The organism is Devosia sp. (genome assembly GCF_040509215.1).
GTDB lineage: Bacteria > Pseudomonadota > Alphaproteobacteria > Rhizobiales > Devosiaceae > Devosia.
The window spans coordinates 1-17,737 of record NZ_JBEVLL010000088.1; the positions used below are offsets into that span (position 1 = coordinate 1).

Annotated in this window: 20 protein-coding genes; 11 read left to right on the top strand and 9 right to left on the bottom strand. The window is 62.4% G+C overall.

Translation table 11 applies throughout. The annotated features are described in order from the left end of the window. Positions 1-40: 40 nt before the first annotated feature. From cysT to folK, 5 genes are all read left to right on the top strand, one after another. Positions 41-877 (top strand): sulfate ABC transporter permease subunit CysT, encoded by an 837-nt coding sequence (cysT, locus tag ABW043_RS04770; protein ID WP_353920105.1) that lies wholly within the window; start codon positions 41-43, stop codon positions 875-877. Continuing rightward, positions 874-1,689 carry a sulfate ABC transporter permease subunit CysW gene (gene cysW, locus ABW043_RS04775; protein ID WP_502908596.1) on the top strand — a complete coding sequence of 272 codons (816 nt, stop codon included), beginning with the start codon at positions 874-876 and terminating at the stop codon, positions 1,687-1,689. The genes cysT and cysW overlap by 4 nt, the downstream gene beginning before the upstream one ends. A gap of 80 nt (positions 1,690-1,769) precedes the next feature. Then, positions 1,770-2,612, top strand: coding sequence for a dihydropteroate synthase (gene folP, locus ABW043_RS04780; protein WP_353920088.1), 843 nt, complete (start codon positions 1,770-1,772; stop codon positions 2,610-2,612). Between the two features lie 16 nt (positions 2,613-2,628). Further along, positions 2,629-3,012 (top strand): dihydroneopterin aldolase, encoded by a 384-nt coding sequence (folB, locus tag ABW043_RS04785; protein WP_353920089.1) that lies wholly within the window; start codon positions 2,629-2,631, stop codon positions 3,010-3,012. Continuing rightward, complete coding sequence (gene folK / locus ABW043_RS04790) at positions 3,012-3,443, top strand: 2-amino-4-hydroxy-6-hydroxymethyldihydropteridine diphosphokinase (protein ID WP_353920090.1); 432 nt, start codon at positions 3,012-3,014, stop codon at positions 3,441-3,443. Before folB ends, folK begins: the two co-directional genes overlap by 1 nt. Here the strand turns inward: folK and ABW043_RS04795 are convergent. From ABW043_RS04795 to ABW043_RS04815, 5 genes are read right to left on the bottom strand one after another with little or no spacing between them, the layout of a single operon-like run. Next, on the bottom strand, positions 3,440-4,219 hold the full coding sequence (locus ABW043_RS04795) for an ATP12 family chaperone protein (RefSeq protein WP_353920091.1): 780 nt from the start codon (positions 4,217-4,219) through the stop codon (positions 3,440-3,442). The two genes, folK and ABW043_RS04795, sit on opposite strands and share 4 nt — an antisense overlap. Before the next feature lies 1 nt (position 4,220). Next, a complete protein-coding gene (locus ABW043_RS04800; RefSeq protein WP_353920092.1) occupies positions 4,221-4,886 on the bottom strand; it encodes an HAD-IA family hydrolase in 666 nt (221 codons plus the stop codon). Continuing rightward, entirely contained in the window at positions 4,883-5,872 is a 990-nt protein-coding gene (locus tag ABW043_RS04805; RefSeq protein WP_353920093.1) for an RluA family pseudouridine synthase, read from the bottom strand. Before ABW043_RS04805 ends, ABW043_RS04800 begins: the two co-directional genes overlap by 4 nt. Further along, positions 5,869-6,252: a fluoride efflux transporter CrcB gene (crcB, locus tag ABW043_RS04810; RefSeq protein ID WP_353920094.1), complete on the bottom strand. Its 384-nt coding sequence runs from the start codon at positions 6,250-6,252 to the stop codon at positions 5,869-5,871. The genes ABW043_RS04805 and crcB overlap by 4 nt, the downstream gene beginning before the upstream one ends. Before the next feature lie 49 nt (positions 6,253-6,301). Beyond that, on the bottom strand, positions 6,302-7,630 hold the full coding sequence (locus tag ABW043_RS04815; protein ID WP_353920095.1) for a replication-associated recombination protein A: 1,329 nt from the start codon (positions 7,628-7,630) through the stop codon (positions 6,302-6,304). A 99-nt stretch (positions 7,631-7,729) separates the two neighbouring features. Between ABW043_RS04815 and ABW043_RS04820 the strand changes: the two genes are divergently transcribed. Continuing rightward, positions 7,730-8,302, top strand: coding sequence for an HI_0983 family protein (locus ABW043_RS04820; RefSeq protein WP_353920096.1), 573 nt, complete (start codon positions 7,730-7,732; stop codon positions 8,300-8,302). A 249-nt stretch (positions 8,303-8,551) separates the two neighbouring features. Here the strand turns inward: ABW043_RS04820 and ABW043_RS04825 are convergent, their stop codons facing one another. After that, entirely contained in the window at positions 8,552-10,033 is a 1,482-nt protein-coding gene (locus ABW043_RS04825) for a Do family serine endopeptidase (protein WP_353920097.1), read from the bottom strand. Positions 10,034-10,276: 243 nt separating this feature from the next. On the opposite strand from ABW043_RS04825, the gene ABW043_RS04830 reads away from it, so the two are divergent. The 3 genes from ABW043_RS04830 (at position 10,277) to ABW043_RS04840 (ending at position 14,460) form a co-directional block, all read left to right on the top strand. Next, positions 10,277-11,461 carry a type III PLP-dependent enzyme domain-containing protein gene (locus ABW043_RS04830; protein WP_353920098.1) on the top strand — a complete coding sequence of 395 codons (1,185 nt, stop codon included), beginning with the start codon at positions 10,277-10,279 and terminating at the stop codon, positions 11,459-11,461. 174 nt (positions 11,462-11,635) lie between these two features. Further along, positions 11,636-13,903: an LLM class flavin-dependent oxidoreductase gene (locus ABW043_RS04835; RefSeq protein WP_353920099.1), complete on the top strand. Its 2,268-nt coding sequence runs from the start codon at positions 11,636-11,638 to the stop codon at positions 13,901-13,903. 14 nt (positions 13,904-13,917) lie between these two features. Then, positions 13,918-14,460 (top strand): P-loop NTPase family protein, encoded by a 543-nt coding sequence (locus tag ABW043_RS04840; RefSeq protein ID WP_353920100.1) that lies wholly within the window; start codon positions 13,918-13,920, stop codon positions 14,458-14,460. Here the strand turns inward: ABW043_RS04840 and ABW043_RS04845 are convergent. Beyond that, the gene (locus tag ABW043_RS04845) at positions 14,441-15,472 is read right to left on the bottom strand and encodes an NAD-dependent epimerase/dehydratase family protein (protein ID WP_353920101.1); all 1,032 of its coding nucleotides are present in this window, start codon (positions 15,470-15,472) and stop codon (positions 14,441-14,443) included. The genes ABW043_RS04840 and ABW043_RS04845 overlap by 20 nt on opposite strands. A 189-nt stretch (positions 15,473-15,661) precedes the next feature. Between ABW043_RS04845 and ABW043_RS04850 the strand changes: the two genes are divergently transcribed. Both ABW043_RS04850 and ABW043_RS04855 read left to right on the top strand, forming a co-directional pair. Then, complete coding sequence (locus ABW043_RS04850; protein WP_353920102.1) at positions 15,662-16,054, top strand: YciI family protein; 393 nt, start codon at positions 15,662-15,664, stop codon at positions 16,052-16,054. 32 nt (positions 16,055-16,086) lie between these two features. Then, complete coding sequence (locus tag ABW043_RS04855; protein ID WP_353920103.1) at positions 16,087-16,494, top strand: GFA family protein; 408 nt, start codon at positions 16,087-16,089, stop codon at positions 16,492-16,494. A 438-nt stretch (positions 16,495-16,932) separates the two neighbouring features. On the opposite strand, the gene rplQ is transcribed toward ABW043_RS04855, so the two are convergent. Both rplQ and ABW043_RS04865 read right to left on the bottom strand, forming a co-directional pair. Then, positions 16,933-17,355: a 50S ribosomal protein L17 gene (gene rplQ, locus ABW043_RS04860; protein WP_056308219.1), complete on the bottom strand. Its 423-nt coding sequence runs from the start codon at positions 17,353-17,355 to the stop codon at positions 16,933-16,935. 34 nt (positions 17,356-17,389) lie between these two features. Further along, the coding region (locus ABW043_RS04865; RefSeq protein WP_353920104.1) for a DNA-directed RNA polymerase subunit alpha C-terminal domain-containing protein at positions 17,390-17,737 on the bottom strand (348 nt) is incomplete at its 5' end.

The window sequence follows — 17,737 nt, forward strand, 5'->3', positions numbered from 1 at the left end:
CGCGACTTCGGTCGCGCCGTTGCGTATTTTCGGGGGACGAATGGCACAGCGACGCAGCAAACATCTGCTGCCCGGTTTCGGGCTGTCCATGGGCATTTCGCTGTTTTATCTGACGCTCATTATCCTGCTGCCCCTCGCCGCCATGTTGCTCAAGGTCGCGGGCATGGGGTTTCCGGATTTCTGGCGCATCATCAGCTCCAACCGGGCGCTGGCGGCCTATCGGGTGACGTTCAGCTCGGCCTTCATCGCCACCATCATCAATGGCGTGGTCGGGCTGCTGCTGGCCTGGGTTCTTACGCGCTACCGCTTTCCGGGACGGCGCATTCTCGATGCGCTGGTTGACCTGCCCTTTGCGCTGCCAACGGCGGTTGCGGGGCTCGTGCTGGTGACGCTTTTTGCCGATACCGGCTGGTATGGGCAGTTCCTTGAGCCCAATGGCATCAAGGTCAATTACACCCAGCTCGGCATTATTGCCGCGATGACCTTTACCTCCATTCCCTTCGTCGTGCGGGCTGTGCAGCCGGTGCTGGAAGAGGTCGATATCGACTTCGAGAATGTGGCGAAGACACTGGGGGCCACGCGCTGGCAGGTTTTCACGCGGATCATCTGGCCGACGATTTTGCCCGCCTTCATCGGCGGCTGCGTGCTGTCCTTTGCTCGGTCGCTGGGCGAGTTCGGCGCCGTTGTGTTCATTGCCGGCAACCTGCCGGGGATGACGGAAATCGTCTCGCTGCTGATCTTCATCCGACTCGACGAATACAATTATGAAGGCGCCGCTGCGCTAGCCTTCGTGCTGCTCGTGGTTGCCTTCCTGACGCTTGTAGCGACCAACCTGTTGGCCGCGTGGCAAGTGCGCTATGTCGAGAGGCAGACATGATGAGCGAGACGGCAAAGCGCAGTCTCGGCGCGAACGTCCTCATCGGGCTGTCATTTTTCTTCGTTGCCGTGGCGCTGGTCGTGCCGCTGGCGCTGATTTTCAGCTTTGCGCTGCGCGAAGGCGTCGGTGCCTATTTCAGCGCCATTCTCAAGCCCGATACGCTGCATGCGATTTTTCTGACGGTAATCACCGCCATAATCGTCGTACCGATCAATATGGTTGTTGGCGTGGCGCTGGCCTGGCTCGTCACGCGCTTCAAGTTTCGTGGCCAGCAATTGCTGGTCGCCATTATCGAACTGCCGGCCGCGGTCAGCCCGATCGTGGCCGGCATCGTCTATCTGTTTCTCTACGGCAATCAGGGCCTGCTGGGCCCAGCAATGCAATCGATCGGGTTGCAGATCATGTTTACCCCGCTCGCCATCGTGCTGGTGAGCCTGTTCGTTACCGCGCCATATGTGGCACGCGAACTGGTGCCGCTGATGCGACAGCAGGGGACGGATGACGAAGAGGCGGCCCTGTCGCTGGGAGCCAATGGCTGGCAGATGTTCCTGCACGTCACGCTGCCCAATATCCGCTGGGGCCTCGTCTATGGCGCGGTGCTGACAAATGCGCGGGTGATGGGGGAATTCGGCGCCGTGTCCGTCGTTTCGGGCTCGATCCGCGGGCAGACCAATACCTTGCCGCTGCAGATCAACCTGCTGTTCAACGATTTCAACATTGCCGGCTCCTTTGCGGCCGCCTCGACGCTGGCGCTGATCGCGGTCATCACGCTGGTGCTGAAATCGGCGCTGGAGAGTTGGGAACGTCGCTAAGCGGCTTTCGTGTGCCGCAAGACGAGAATATACGGTTGAGCCGAGGCCTTCGCGCCCCTAAGCGAGGGGCAGGAATTGCAATGCACACGACCCATATCGTTCCCCTGCCCCGCCGGCCTGCCCTCGAACTGGGCCCGCATCCGCTCATCATGGGCATCCTCAATGTCACCCCGGACAGTTTTTCGGATGGCGGGCTGCACAACACGCTCGACCAAGCCGTGACCCATGCCCGCGCCATGCTGGCGGAGGGCGCCGATATCATCGACATCGGCGGGGAGAGCACGCGGCCCGGCTCGGAAACCGTGGCGGTGCAGGAAGAGCTTGATCGGGTCATTCCGGTGATCGATGCGCTGCGTAGCGCCGGGATCACGGCACCCATTTCCATCGATACCTACAAGCCGCTGGTGGCCGATCAGGCGATCCAGGCCGGGGCCGATATCATCAATGATGTCTATGGGCTGCAGGGGGCGCCTGAGATGGCGGAGGTGGCGGCGCTTTATGGTTCGCCGGTGATCGCCATGCATTGGGACAAAGGCTGGGACGCGCAGACTTTGCCGCTGCCCGCTATGATCGACTACTTTGCCAGGACGCTTGATATTGCCGATGCGGCGGGCCTCGCGCGAACCCAATTGATCCTCGATCCCGGATTTGGGTTTTCGAAGACCTTGGCGCAGAATTACCAGATCCTGCGGCTGCTGCCGGAGCTGGTGGGCGCCTATCCGGAACATGCCGTGCTCGTCGGCACGTCGCGGAAATCGATGATCGGCAAGCTCTTGAATAACGAACCGGGCGAGCGACTGCCGGGGACTATTGCTACCACCGTTCAGGGCTATGAGCGCGGTGGGCACATCTTTCGCGTGCACGACGTTGCCGCCAATCGCGATGCCTTGCGCGTGGCGCAGGCGACCCTCTACGGCCCATAATTTCAGGACCATCTCAATGACCGCACCTTTTTCGGGCGACCGCATCATCCTCCGCGATCTCGGCTTTTATGGCTTTCATGGCCTCTTTGCCGAGGAAGAGCGGTTGGGCCAGCGCTTCTTCGTCGATCTCGAATGCGGCGTCGACCTGAGCGCGCCGGGCGAGACTGACGCTATCGGGCACACGGTTTCCTATGCCGATATCTATGATGTGGTGAAGGCGACGTTCGAGACAAAGCGGACCAAGCTTATAGAGGCGCTGGGGCAGAATATCATTACTGCGTTGTTCGAGCGGTTTGGCGATATCAACTGGATCATCATCCGTATCCGCAAGCCGGAAGCACCCATTGCCATGGTGCGCGGCGAGGCGGCGATTGAACTGCATCGCGTGAGGCCGGCGTGATGGCTAGGGCGTGGCTTAGTCTTGGCGCCAATATTGGCGATCCGCCGGCGCAGCTTGCCGAAGCCATTCGGCTGCTCGATGCGCATCCGCATATCAAGGTGACCAAGCAATCGTCCGTGATTGCAACAAAGCCCTGGGGCAAGACCGATCAGCCGGATTTCGCCAATATGGCGGCGGAGGTGGAGACCGATCTTGAGCCCATCGACCTGCTGCATGTGGCGCTTGATACCGAGCGCGAAATGGGGCGCGTGCGGCACGAGGTGTGGGGCCCGCGGCTGATCGATGTCGATATCATCGCCTATGAGCGGATCGAGATGCAGACGGGGCGACTGACCCTGCCCCATCCACATGCGCATGCGCGCGATTTCGTGCTGGTGCCGTTGCGCGAGATTTCGCCGGAGACCGCGGAGTGGATCGCGTCGCGGGTTTAGGCCCGCAGCGCTTCCACGACTGAAACGGCGGTGTCGAACTCCACGCGGCGTTTGGCGCGGCGTGTCATGGCTTCGTCGTCTTCGCCCCAGAGGCGGATCTGGTGATCTTCATCGACATGGGCCGCCGTCCAGACCTGATCGGCCGTCAGCAACTGGTGCAGCAGGGCGATGGCGAGGAGGCCGGAGCCGGTGAGGCCGGTGATAGAGACCAGCGCTGTCAGTGACAGGAGCCCCTGCCCTTCGAGCGCGGTGTCGAGCTTGGTGAGCGCCGAGGCCGGCTGGGGTTGGTGGACGATGCCGATGGTGGGCTGGAAGGCGACGTCGAAATGGCGGGCCAGCGTGACCAAAGCGCCGTCCCAGTGCAATTCCTGATCGTCGACCAGCTCCTGCGGGGTATCGGCCCGGTAAAGCAGCAGGTCGTTGCCGGCGAATTTGCCGATCTCGGCGCGGAAAGCCGGGACGTTTTCTTCGCCGCTTTCGACCGCTGAATTGATCAGGCGCACCATGGGCATGGTGGTGGGGTCGACATACTTGTCCTGCGCCGCCCATTCCGTGGCCATGGCCTGGGCGATGGAGAGGGCCGGCACGATGACCGGGAGTTTGCGACCGGGCGTGCGGGTCTGCTTGCCGTCGAGAGTGACCGCATAGCCATCGTCGAGGCGCGCGACATCGACGGCCTTGTAGAAGCGCTTGGGTAGGTCGATCGGGTTGATATGCTGCGCCTGGCCGTAGCCAAATTCCTGATTGTTTAAAGCGTCTTCCAGCTGGTCGCGCATATTATGATTCCAGTACTTTCTTGATCGCCAGCGGCAGGTCGGCATAGGTGTCGACCAGCACGTCCGCGCCAGCGGCAAGCAATTCGTTAGGGTCGTGGTGGCCCCAGGTGACCCCTATCGCCTTGGTGCCGGCGGCCTTGCCCATTTCGATATCGAAAGTGGTGTCGCCGATGATGACCGTGTCACCGGGTTCGGCGCCGGTCTCGGCCATGGCGCGGAGCATCATGCCGGGGTGGGGTTTTGAAGGATTGTGGTCCGGCGTTTGCAGGGTGACGAAGTGTCCGGCAATACCGTGGAGCTGGGTCAGGCGGTGGACGCCATTGAGGCCCTTGCCGGTGGCGATACCGAGCAGCGTGTCAGGCCAGGTGGCAAGGAAATCGAGGGCTTCGCGAGCGCCAGGGAACAAGCCCTCTCGGCCTTCAGCCTGAACCAGCGAGGCGCGGTAGCGGCTGCGATAGTCATCTGCCAGCTTTTCGGCCAGTGGAGTGACTTCAGTGCCAAGCAAGGTGGCGATGGCGACCGGCAACGACAGACCGATGACACGGCGCGATTGCGTCGTGGTCGGAGGTGTGAGGCCGGCCGCCTCGAATGTTGACGTCATGTGTTCGACGATCAGGGCTTCTGTGTCGATCAGCGTCCCATCCATGTCGAACATTATGAGTTTCACGCGCCGTTCTCCGGATCGATATCCTGAACATCGTAGCGGTCGGCGTCAAAGCCCAAGGCATCCCAGCTTTCGCGCATGTGTGGCGGCAAAGGCGCTGAAATATCAAGGCGTTTGCCATTGCGCAGCGGCAGGGCAATGCGGCGGGCATGCAGGTGCAGGCCCTCGCCGAGGCCGGGTGCCGGCATCCAGTTTTCGATATTGAAATAGCGCGGATCGTCGATGATCGGCGTGCCGAGCTGGGCCATGTGGACGCGGAGCTGGTGGGTACGGCCGGTGACGGGCTTGAGCGTGACCCAGGCGAAGCGGCGGCTGGCGGTCTCGGTCGTCGAATAATAGGTCGAGGAATGGACGGCACCGGGTGCGCCATTCTTCACGACGACCATCTGCTCGCCGTCTTCAGTAACGCGCTTGGCGATGAAGCAGGAGATTTCGCCCTGGCGTGGCGTTGGATTGCCGGCGACGAGGGCCCAATAGATCTTGCGGGCCGAGCGCGACATGAAGACCTTGCCAAAATGCGTGGCCGCGGCGGCGGTCTTGGCGACGACGAGGCAACCGGAGGTGTCGCGGTCGAGGCGGTGCACCAGGCGCGGGGGTTCGCCGAGCTTGTTGGGCAAGCTCTTCAGCAGGCCATCGAGATGGCGGACAGTGCCGCTGCCGCCCTGCACGGCGAGGCCGTGGGGCTTGTTGAAGACATAAAGGTCATCATCCTCATAGAGGATCAAGTCCTTGAGAAACCTTGCGTCTTCATCGTTGACCTTGGTGGGGCGAACGGTGCCGGGATCGTCGACGGGCGGGATGCGGATGGACTGGCCGGCGGCAAGGCGCGTGCTGGTCTCGGCTTTCACCTTGTCGACCTTGACTTCGCCATTGCGGATCAGCTTTTGCAGACGGCCGAAACCGACCTGCGGGAAATGCCGGGCAAACCAGCGATCGAGACGCATGCCGTCTTCGTCTGCTGTGACTTCCCGATGTTGAACGCCACTCATGCGGGGCTGCCTCTGGTTATCAAAAGGCCGAGATATAGGCCTATGAGACAAACTACAACTGACAAGGCGACATAGGTGACCGCCTGAAACAGTTCGCCGCGTTCTATCAGCACGATTGTGTCGAGGGAAAAGGAGGAGAAGGTGGTGAAGCCGCCGAAAATTCCGACGGCGACAAAGAGCCTTAGCTCCTCCTGATTGGCGGGGAGAAGTTTGGCCATGAGGCCGACGAAGAGACCCATGGCGATGGAGCCGATGATGTTGATCAGCAGCGTCGCGAGCGGGAATGTCGTTGGCCACAGGCGGGCGACAAGAACGGCGAAGCCGTAGCGGGCCATGGCGCCCAGGGCGCCGCCGGCGCCGACGAGGAGGACGCCGTTCATGGCTGGTCCGATCTAAGGCGAGAATAACACGACGACGGGGACACGGGGATTACTCGTCCAAGCCATTGCGATTGCGGGATTTTTCGGCGCGGAGGCGAGCGAAATAGTCCATGCGCTTTTTCAGGTCGCGCTCGAAACCGCGTTCGACGGGGTGATAAAACTGTTGCCGGCCAAGCTTTTCCGGGAAGTACTCCTGGCCGGAGAAAGCGTCGGGGACGTCGTGGTCGTATTGGTAGCCGTCCCCATAGCCTTCGCCCTTCATCAGCTTGGTGGGCGCGTTGAGGATGACCATGGGCGGCATGGGCGAACCGGTTGATTTTGCTAGCGAAACGGCAGCCTTGAAGGCGGTGTAGACGGCGTTCGATTTGGGCGCGAGGGCCAAATAGACGACGACTTGCGCGAGAGAGAGTTCGCCTTCGGGGGAGCCGAGCATCTGGTAGGCATCGCGGCCGGCGATGGCGAGAGGAAGAGCTTGTGGATCGGCATTGCCGATATCCTCGGAAGCCATACGAATCAAGCGTCTAGCAAGGAATAGCGGATCTTCGCCGGCGTCGATCATGCGGGCAAAATAGTATAGCGCAGCGTCGGGATCGGAGCCGCGAATGGTTTTGTGCAGGGCAGAGATCAGGTTGTAGTGGCCGTCCTGCGCCTTGTCGTAAATCGGCGCTCTGCGCTGCACTACGGTTAGCAGACTGTTAGCATCGAGCGTCTCATCGGAGCGAGCTGACGCTAAAATCTCTTCTACCAGCCCCAAAAGGGCGCGACCGTCGCCATCGGCGAGGCCGAGGAGGGTCGCTCGCGCTTCGTCGGTGAGCGGCAGCGAAGAGCCGAGGAGGGTTTCGGCGCGCTGCAGGAGCAGTTCTAGATCGGGCTGAACGAGCGACTCGAAACGCAGGACTTGGCTGCGGGACAGAAGAGCAGCGTTGAGCTCGAAGGAGGGGTTTTCGGTGGTGGCGCCGACGAGGACGACGGTGCCGTCCTCCATGACCGGCAGGAAGCTATCCTGCTGGGCGCGGTTGAAGCGATGGATCTCGTCGACGAAGAGCAGCGTGCGGTGACCGGAGAGGCGTTCGAAGCGGGCTTTCTCGAAGACCTTCTTGAGGTCGGCGACGCCGGAGAAGATGGCGGAGATCTGCTCGAAACGGAAACCGATCTGGTCGGCGAGGAGGCGCGCGACGGTGGTCTTGCCGGTGCCGGGCGGGCCCCAGAGGATGAGCGAGCCGAGGCGGCCGGAGGCGAGCATGCGGGTGAGCGTGCCATCGGGGCCGAGGAGATGGGTCTGGCCGATGACTTCATCAAGGGCGCGCGGGCGCAATTGGTCCGCGAGGGGACGGGCCTTGTCGGTTTCGTTGGGATCGGCGGCGAAGAGATCGGACATGGGGGCTCAATAGCAAATTGTGCGGCGCGTGGCATCCGCTTCGTTCGTGTGTTGCCTTGGGTCGGGTTGCGCGTTCAACTGAGACTAAAGGAAGAGGGAATGCATATGATTGGTCGTTTCGTTGCCGCTGTGGTGCTGGTTTGTTTGTCGGGATCGGTTGTAGTGGCGCAGGAGGATGCCGTGGGGGCGCCGGGGCCGTTTGTGCTCGAGGGGGAGAGTTTTGAACTCGCCTGGACGAGCCACCCCACGGATACGTTCTATAAGCAGGAATATGTGCCCCAAGGGCAGACGGTGGAAGCCTACAGCCAAATGTTCATGGTGGATGTGCTGACCAATGGGATTTCGGTGCAGGACGCGGCCGGGACGATGGTCGATGGGCTGAAGCAGCGGCAGGCGAGCGATCCGGTGGTGAATTTCGCGATGATCGAGAATGAGGCGACGGGGGAGATCATTCTCGATTTCGTACTCAGCGATAGCAGCAACGGGACGGTGATCGTGGAGTGGAATGCATATCGCTATGTGCCGATCGAGGATGGGGTGGCGATGTTTGGGATCAGCCGGCGCGGGTACGACGATGGGGCCAGTGAATTGCTGAAGGGGATGAAGGGCTGGCGGATGGGGACGATAGAGGCGCTGGCGGGGTTGGACTTGCCGGAAGTGGTGGTGGAGTAAGGGGTTAGGATTCAGTGGGTTGGCGGGTTGTGCTGAGAGGTTGATTCAGAGCGCTTGGCCCCACCCCCTCCCGGCCTCCCCCATCTAGGGGGAGGTGTTGCATCGAGTGTGGGGCGCGGTCTTGCGCAACCACCGGTCGTCATCCTCGGGCTTGACCCAAGGATGCTTCACTATAGGTGGGCGTTCTAAGTGTAGAGCCCTCGGGTCGAGCCCGAGAGTGACGGGTGTGGTGGCGTTACGCGTGTCGGCCTATCCGCTCACAATCGCCCTGCTCACTCGCCCATCTCTCTGGAGAATGATCTGCCAGGTTCGCATCCGTTGCGACGCCGTGGTGCTAAAAGTCTGGGCGTCCTTGATGTCGGTGTCGTTGAGCTGGAGGATGACGTCGTCGACGCGAAGACCCATGGCTTCGGCGGGGGAGCCGGCGGTTATGGCGGTGATGAGGACGCCGGTCGCGTCGTAGGGGAGGTTTTTGGACTCGGCCAAAGACGGATCGAGTTGACGGACGCTCACGCCGGAGAAGCGGGAGTCGGCCGAGATGGTGGCCGTGGCGTTGTCGGCTGGTGCCGGGGCGGCTTCGACGGGGAAATCGAGCGTGTCGGTTGAGGTGCCGCGCAGGCGTTCGAGCTTGGTGGTCTGACCGATGGGCTTGGTCGCGAGGCGGAAGTTGAAGGCGCTGGGGTCGTCTACGCGCTGGCCATCGACCGCAAGAATGACGTCGCCGGACTGGAGGCCAACGCGGGCGGCGGGACCGTTGGGGGCGACGTCGGTGATGAGGGCGCCGTGGGGGGCGTCCATGCCGAGGCTGTTGGCGATGTCGGAATCGACGGCCTGCATTTTGGCGCCGAACCAGGGGCGGACGATTTCGCCGCCATTGACGCCGGCATCGGCGACGAGCTTGGCCATGTTGGCCGGAATGGCGAAGCCAATGCCGACGGAGCCGCCGGTCTGAGAATAGATGGCAGTGTTGATGCCGACGAGGCGCCCCTGCATATCGACGAGAGCGCCGCCGGAATTGCCCGGATTTATGGCGGCGTCCGTCTGGATGAAGAATTCGTAGTCGGAGCTTTCAACGCCGGTGCGGGCAAGAGCGGAGACGATGCCGGAGGTGACGGTCTGGCCGACGCCGAAGGGATTGCCGATGGCGAGGACGAGATCGCCAACGAGCAGCGCGTCGCTATCGGCGAAGGTGATGGCCGGGAAGGTGACGCCGCGCGTGTCGCGGACGCGGAGGACGGCGAGATCGGTCTGCTTGTCTTCGACGACGACATCGACGGCGAATTCGCGGCCGTCGCTCAAAGCGATGCGGACGTCGGTGGCGCCATTGATGACGTGGGAATTGGTGAGGATGACCCCTGCCCCATCGACCACGACGCCGGAGCCCAGCGAGCGGGATTCGCGCGGGCGGGTCTGGAAATCGCGACCGAAGAACCGGGAGAAAAACGGGTCATTGGCGAAGGGGGACGTGGCCTGAGATTCGATGCGGGTGGCATAGACATTGACCACCGAAGGCGAGACCGCCTGGACGATGGGAGCGAAGCTGAGCTGCACCTGCGGCTGGCTGGTGGGCACGGTTCGCGGCGCGGCGGCGGGCGGGGGCGCCTCGGGCTGAGCCTGAGATGTTTGAACCTGTGCGTGACCTGGTGCGTTCCAGGGGGAGAAGGCCAGTGTGCCGCCGATGGCGATGACCGCTACGGCGAGACCCGAAAAGACGAGCGTTCGCAGAGACATGGGTAAAGTTCCAGCTACCTGTCCGGAGCCATTTGGCTCACAGAATGCGACGCGAGCAGAACGCCCGGAATCTGTCATGAAAATGACGTTCGAACATTGTTGTTTCGATGGGCAAATAAACGTTTGCGCGAGGGGTCACACGGCCCTATATGCAGCGCTCAATTTCGCGTCGTTTACGAACTGGAAAGAACTAAACGCCGCGAGTTTTCCTTCCCTCTCCAGCCCCGAAAGGCCTGTTGTCCAATGACTGACGAGCCGAAGACCGTTTACGCCAATACCTCCGCGCTGATCGCGGCAGAGGCGCCGGACTTTCCCTCCTTCCTCTTCTCGGAGAAGGAGTTCCATAGGGCCGTGAAGGTTTTCAAGAAGGGCTTTGACGGCCTGCTCACCTATGCAGTGAAGTGCAATCCATCGCCGCACATCATTGCGCAGCTACACAAGGAAGGCCTCAAGGCGTTCGACGTGGCTTCGAACACCGAAATGGAACTGGTGCGCGACTACGCGCCCGGCGCCGTGATGCATTACAACAACCCGATCAAGAACAAGCGCGAAATCGAGCGCGCTTATGAAGAGTTCGGCGTTCGTTCCTTCACCATCGACCACCCGCAGCAGCTCGACCAGCTCGCCGCCGTGGTGTCTCCCTCGCGTGACGTCGAGGTTACCACTCGTTTCAAGGCCGGCAAGGCGCTGAAGTCCTATGACTTCGGCATCAAGTTTGGCGTGATGGAACAGGGTGCGGCCGAAATCGTGCAGGCCGTGGAAAAGATGGGCTATACGCCGAGCCTTTGCTTCCACGTCGGTTCGCAGTGCGAAGACGCTTATGCTTATGAGCGCCACATCGCTGCGGCGGCACGTATCGTCGAAGAGAGCGGCATCGAACTCAAGCGCCTCAATATCGGCGGTGGCTATCCGGCCCCCTACCCGACCAGCGAAGCGCCGCCGATGGACTATTACTTCGAGACCATCTCGCAGGCTGTTACTGACCATTTCGGCGACAAGAACAAGCCGGAACTGATCATCGAGCCGGGCCGTGCACTCGTGACCTCGTCGACCTCGCTGCTGCTGCGCGTGAAGCACCAGCGCGGCGGGCAGTCGGTTTATGTCAATGACGGCGCCTATGGCTCGCTGATGGAAGTGAAGTTCATGCATTTCACCCCGCCGGTGCGTGTGTGGCGTGGTCCGCGCGTGCACGACAATGACCAGGAATTCTCGGAATTCACCGTGTGGGGCCCGACTTGCGACAGCTATGACGTGCTGCCGCAGGTGTTCACCCTGCCGGCCGATATCGATGAGGACGACTGGATCGAATTTGGCCTGATGGGTGCTTACACGCAGGCTTCGCTGACACCGTTCAACGGGTTTGATCGTCGCGACCAGTATTGGGTAGACGAAGTTTACACCGGCAAGGATATGGCGCCGGCCGAGTGAGGGTTTTTACCCTCTGAATGAGTGGGCCCGTCCTGGCGAGAGCTGGGGCGGGTCTTTTGTTTTTGGGGCCGGGCGTCGGAGAAACTTGTTCGCCGGTCACACCCATGTGTCCACTTGCATGGACGCGGGTAGTGCCTAAATAGTCGGTTACCATTTGTAACCATTGAGCCTGCCATGACCGATTATGGGCACGAGCTGAAGTTTGGCACTTTTATCACGCCGAGCGCGCAGCAAGCCGATGACGTGGTCGCCCTGGCGCAGCTGACTGAGGCTGTGGGGCTAGACCTCGCCACGTTTCAAGACCATCCCTATCAGAGCAATTTCCTCGACGCGTGGACACTGCTGAGCTTTGTTGCGGCCAAGACCGAGCGGATCAGCCTTGCCGGCAATGTGCTGAACCTGCCGTTGCGGCAGCCGGCCGTTTTGGCGCGGGCGGTGGCGAGCCTTGACCTGCTCTCGCGTGGGCGGGCGGAACTGGGGCTTGGCGCGGGTGCGTTCTGGGACGGCATCAAGGGCATGGGCGGCGAGGAGCTGACGCCGGGCCAGGCCGTGGATGCGCTCGAAGAGGCGATCGATGTCATTCGCGGCATCTGGGATGCCGGGAAATCGGGCGGCGTGCGGGTCGATGGGACGTATCACAGGGCGGCCGGCGCGCGGCGTGGGCCCCTGCCCGCGCATGGCCTGAGCATCTGGCTCGGCGCGCTGAAGCCGCGCATGCTGAAGCTGATCGGGCGGAAGGCGGACGGCTGGCTGCCGTCGATGAGCTATATCAAGAGCCCGACGATTGCCGAGAGCAATGCGATCATTGATGCGGCGGCGATTGAGGCCGGGCGCGATCCGCGGGAAATCCGGCGGCTGATCAATGTCGGCGGGCGATTGGCGACGCCGGAGGATGTCGAGGCGCTGGTCGAGCAATTGGTCGGGCTGGCGCTCGAACATGGATTTTCGACGTTTATCCTGCCGGCCGATGCGCCTGGGGCGATCGAGACTTTCGGCAAGGATGTCGCGCCGGCGGTGCGGGCGCGGGTCGAGACGGCGCGGAAGGCCTCGGGGACGCCGACCGGAGCGGTGCGCAGTGCAAAGGCGCTGGCGGCGCGGCGTGAAGGGATCGACTACGATGGCGTGCCGGCGGCGCTGGGCCAGCGCGTGGTCGAGCCGGGTGATCACGATTTTTCCAAGCATCGCTCGACCTATATTCACAAGGGCAATCCGGGGCTGGTTCTGCGGCCCAAGACGGTCGAAGAGGTGCAGGAGGCCATAACCTATGCTGCGCGGCAGAGCGTGCCGCTGGCGGTGCGGAGCGGCGGGCATGGCATATCGGGGCGGTCGACCAATGATGGCGGGCTGGTGCTCGATGTGGGGCAGCTCAATTCGATCCGGCTGATGGACGAGAAGACGGGGCTGTTCCGGGTTGGGCCCGGGGCGCGCTGGAGCGAAGTGGCCGCGGCGTTGGCGCCGCATGGGCTGGGCATGAGTTCCGGCGACTATGGCGATGTGGGCGTGGGCGGTCTCGCGACGGCTGGCGGCATTGGCTATTTCGCGCGCAAGCATGGGCTGACGCTCGATCATGTACAGGCGGCGGAGGTGGTGCTGGCCGATGGCTCGTTCGTGCGCGCGGATCGGGAGAACCATGCCGATCTCTTCTGGGCGTTGCGTGGCGCGGGCGGCAATTTTGGCGTGGTGACGGCGCTGGAACTGGATGCCTATCCGGTCGGGAATGTCGTCTTTGCCCAGCTCACCTATGATCTTTCGGATGGAGAGAGCGTTCTGCCGCGATGGGCGGAGACGGTGATTGCGGCGCCGCGGGAGCTGACGAGTTTTCTGACCATGGTACCGGGTCGCTCGGGCAGCGGACCGATTGCCCAGGCGAGCGTTGTCATCATGAGCGACGATCCCAAGGTGGCGGAGCCGATGCTGCAGCCGTTCCTGCAGGTCGGGCCGTTGCTGGGAAGCCAGGCCTATATCATTCCCTATACGGCGCTGGTGGAGAGCCATTTCTCGGGGCATGACGGCGCTGGCGGGCTGGTGTCTCGGGCGGGGCTGGTGACGAGCCTGACGCCGGCTTTGGCCGAGGGGATGGCGGAGCTGCTGGCGGCGGGCGCGACCAATATGATGCAGTTGCGGGCTGTGGGCGGGGCGGTGAACGATGTGGGGGCCGACGAGACGGCCTATGCGCATCGGCACCAGAATTTCTCGCTCAATGCCGGCGCCTATGGCGATGCCATGGCGCGGCGGCTGGATGCGATCTGGCCCTCGGTTTCCAAGGAGCTTGATGGGCTCTACCTCAATTTCGAGACGGGGACCGAGCCGCACTTGCTTGAAAAGGCATTTCCGGGCAAAACGCTCGCCCGCCTGCGCCGGCTCAAGGCCAAGTATGATCCCGGCGGGCTGTTCAATTCGAATTTCCCCATTCCGCCGGCTTCCGAGGAGGAAGCTGCCTAGCAGGAGCGACGATCATGGACGATCTGCCGGACCTTTCCACTTTTGGCCGGCGGATTATGATCGTGGGGCCGACCAACGCGGGGAAATCCACGCTGGCGGTGGCGATCGGGGAGAAGCTCGGGATTCCGGCACAGCACGTGGATCTGTTTCGGCATGCGCCGAGAACGGATTGGGTGCAGCGGCCGGATGATGAGTTCGAGGCGCTGCATCTGGCGGCAATTGCCGAACCGGAATGGGTGATGGACGGGAATTACTCCGCCATCATGCCGGCGCGACTCCAGCGCGCGACGGGGATCATTTCGCTCGATGAGGCGCTCTGGAGGCGCTACTGGCGCTATTTCAGCCGGACGCTGGCAGAGCGGAACGCCGGGGCGCTGGAGGGCAACCGGGACTCGATCAAGTGGGCGATGATTCAGTGGCTCTGGCGCACGCGAAAATCTGGCCCGAAGCTGCGGGCGATGGCCGAGGGCACCGGATTACCGGTGGCGGTGTGCCGGAACGAGCGTGAGCTGGACCGGCTCTATCGGGCCTGGGGGCTTACTTTGCCTTTGGCTTGATCAGGTTGAAGCGGATCAGGCTTTCGGCGGCACTGAGGATGGCTTCTTCGGACGTGTGATAGGGGCGGCCGAGGAGGCGTTGGCCCTTGGAGCCGTCGAAATGCTTTTCGTTGCCGATGTCGTTGATGATCTGGCGAACGGGGCCGCCCATCATGGCCACTATGCGCATAAGCCAGTCGGGTACGGTTCTGAGGGTGACCGGATAGTCCGGATAGGCTTTTCGGAGGATCTTCGCGACGTCCTCAAAACTCTGGTAGGGGCCGGTGCAGAGATAGCGCTGGCCGATGCTTTCCGGGTTCTTCAGGGCGGCGAGGTGCATGGCTGCGACGTCGCGGACGTCGCTGATGGCAAAGCCGATGCGCGGCATGGCGGGGGTGGAGCCATCGAGGAGGCCGCCGACGAGGCTGAGGGAAATGCTGGTTTCCGGGTCGCTGGCGGGGCCGAGAATGGCGCCGGGGTGGATGGTGGTCAGTTGCAGACCCTGACCGTTGGCGAAGGCCCAGGCGGCCTGTTCGGCGCGGGTTTTACCGATGCAGTAGGCCCAGGGGCGGCGCATCTTGCTGAGGTCGGTGAAATCGGTCTCGGTATAGGTGCGCGGGCCGGTTTCGTGGCCGTGGCCATAGCCGACGGTGGCGATGGACGATGTCATGATGATGCGGCGGACGCCTTCGGCGCGGGCGAAACGCAGGATGCGCTCGGTGCCTTCGACGGCGGGGCGGATGACGGTGGATGGGTCCTTGGGCTCCTCGGCTGATATGACTGTCGCGACGTGCATGACGGCCTGCACGTCTTCCATGGCATAGGCCCAGCCGGCGTCGTCCAAAAGGTCAGCTTCGACGATTTCGAGACGGTCTTCGGCGCCGGGCGCGAGGACGTCCATGGCGGCCTGAATGGAACGGAGCTTGCCACGGCTGCGCACGGTGCCGCGCACGCGGTAGCCGGCGCGCAGGAGTTCGCCGATGACGTGCTTGGCCACGAAGCCAGAGGCTCCGGTGACGAGAATGCGGTCCATGAATCTACCCCAACCAGACCGCCCTGCCCTACACGCTCGGGCAGACTCGCGGAAGCGGCAATTGGTTTGTCCAACGGACATTGGAAAAGGCAGCGACAAGAAAATCGGATAAATTAGTCTGAGTGCCGTCCTGCCGCTCGTCTAGGTGTGACGGCGGGAATGGCCTGCCGGTTTCGAGAGGAGACTAAAATGCAGTTCCTGGTCGCAATTCACCTGCCCGACGACTACGACCCGTCCAAGGAAGACGCTTCGTTGATGAAGGATATTTCGGACCTCAACGAGGAGATGATCGCCAGGGGCGTTCGTGTTTTCGTTGGCGGATTGCAGACGGCGACGCGCGCCAAGACGATCCGGGCGCGCAACACTGGTGGCATGGTTGTCACCGATGGCCCGTTTGTCGAAGCCAAGGAGCATGTCGGCGGATTTTGGGTGCTGGAATGCGAAAGCCTTGATGAGGCGCTCGACTGGGGGAAGAAGGCGACTGTGGCCTGCCGTGCGCCTGTGGAAGTGCGCCAGTTCATGGAAGCGCCGCCAGAGCGGCTGAAGGTGCGAGCAGAGGCCGAGGCAAAGGCCGCGCAGTAGCGCCGATACTATCGGCACTGGAGGGACATTGAATGAAAGTCGATGGTTCCTGTCATTGCGGGGCAATCCGCTTTGAGGCGGAGATTGACCCGGACCAAGTTCGGGTCTGCCACTGCACGGATTGCCAGCAGCTCTCCGGTACGGCGTTCAGGGTGGTTGCGCCCTGCCCCGAGCAGCAATTTCATCTGCTGCAGGGCACGCCAAGGATTTACGTCAAGACGGCCGAGAGCGGAGGGCATCGGCAGCAGGCGTTCTGCGCCGATTGCGGTTCGGCGCTTTATGCGACGTCGGACGAACCGGCGGGCGCGCGGAGTTTGGGGCTGCGGGTTGGGGTTCTGACGCAGCGTGCGGAGTTGGTGCCGAAGCGGCAGTTCTGGGTGAAGTCGGCGCTGCCTTGGTTGCCGGCGCTTCCGGGGGTTGCCGTGGGGGATAATGGGTAGGCTGGCGGGGCCCCGGGCATGCCCTCGTCCACACACAGATTCAATCTGCTGAGGCTTTTCCTCGGTCGTCAGCAACGGGCTTGCCCCTGTGGTCCCCGGCGGAGGCAAGGTGGATTGCCGGGACTAGCCCGGCAATGACGATGGAAAGGAAAGTTTCGCGTGGGATGGGCTGACGCAGGAGTGGCAGGCATGGGTGACCAACAAGCGTAGGTCTCTTGACCAGAACTCGAGGGGAAACAGAGGTTCCCGCTTTCGCGGGAATGACATCGGGGATGGGCGTGAAAGACTTTGCGGATGGGTGAGAAGCCCCCTCACCCGTCGACTTCGCCGTCTGCCGTTCGAGCACGGCTCTCATGGCCTTCTCGCTTCAAAGGCAGAGGCGAACAAACAAAAAGGGCGGCCACTGGGGCCGCCCTTTGAATTTGGTCGAAGCGACGCTTACGCGGCTTCAGATTCTTCTTCGTTGTACTGGACCGGACCGGAGTCGAGGCCCTTGGCGTTGACGTCGCGATCGACGAACTCGATCACGGCCATCGGCGCGTTGTCGCCATAGCGGAAGCCGGCCTTCAGGATGCGAATGTAGCCGCCCTGACGTTCAGCATAGCGCGGGCCGAGAACGGCAAACAGCTTTGCAACCTGGCCTTCGTCGCGGATCTGCGCGATCGCCTGACGGCGAGCGTGCAGGTCGCCGCGCTTGCCGAGGGTGATCAGCTTCTCGACGATCGGACGGAGGTCCTTGGCCTTGGGAAGCGTGGTAACGATCTGCTCGTGCTTGATCAGCGCGGCAGACATGTTGGCGAACATCGCCTTACGGTGGGAAGCGGTACGGCTGAGTTTGCGGCCGCGATTACCGTGTCGCATGGGTTATCTCCTAAAAGTCTTGGGCGGCGCCGGATCAGTAGTGATCTTCGTAGCGCTTAGCGAGGTCATCGATATTCTCGGGCGGCCAATTGGCCACGTCCATCCCGAGATGAAGCCCCATCTGTGCCAGGACTTCCTTGATTTCATTGAGCGACTTGCGGCCGAAATTCGGGGTCCGCAGCATCTCGGCTTCCGTCTTCTGGATAAGGTCGCCGATGTAGACGATGTTGTCGTTCTTGAGGCAGTTGGCCGAACGGACAGACAGTTCGAGCTCGTCGACCTTCTTGAGCAGCGCCGGGTTGAAGGCGAGTTCCGGGACAGCGTCCTGGGCCTTTTCCTTGGTGGGCTCTTCGAAGTTGACGAAGACCGAAAGCTGGTCCTG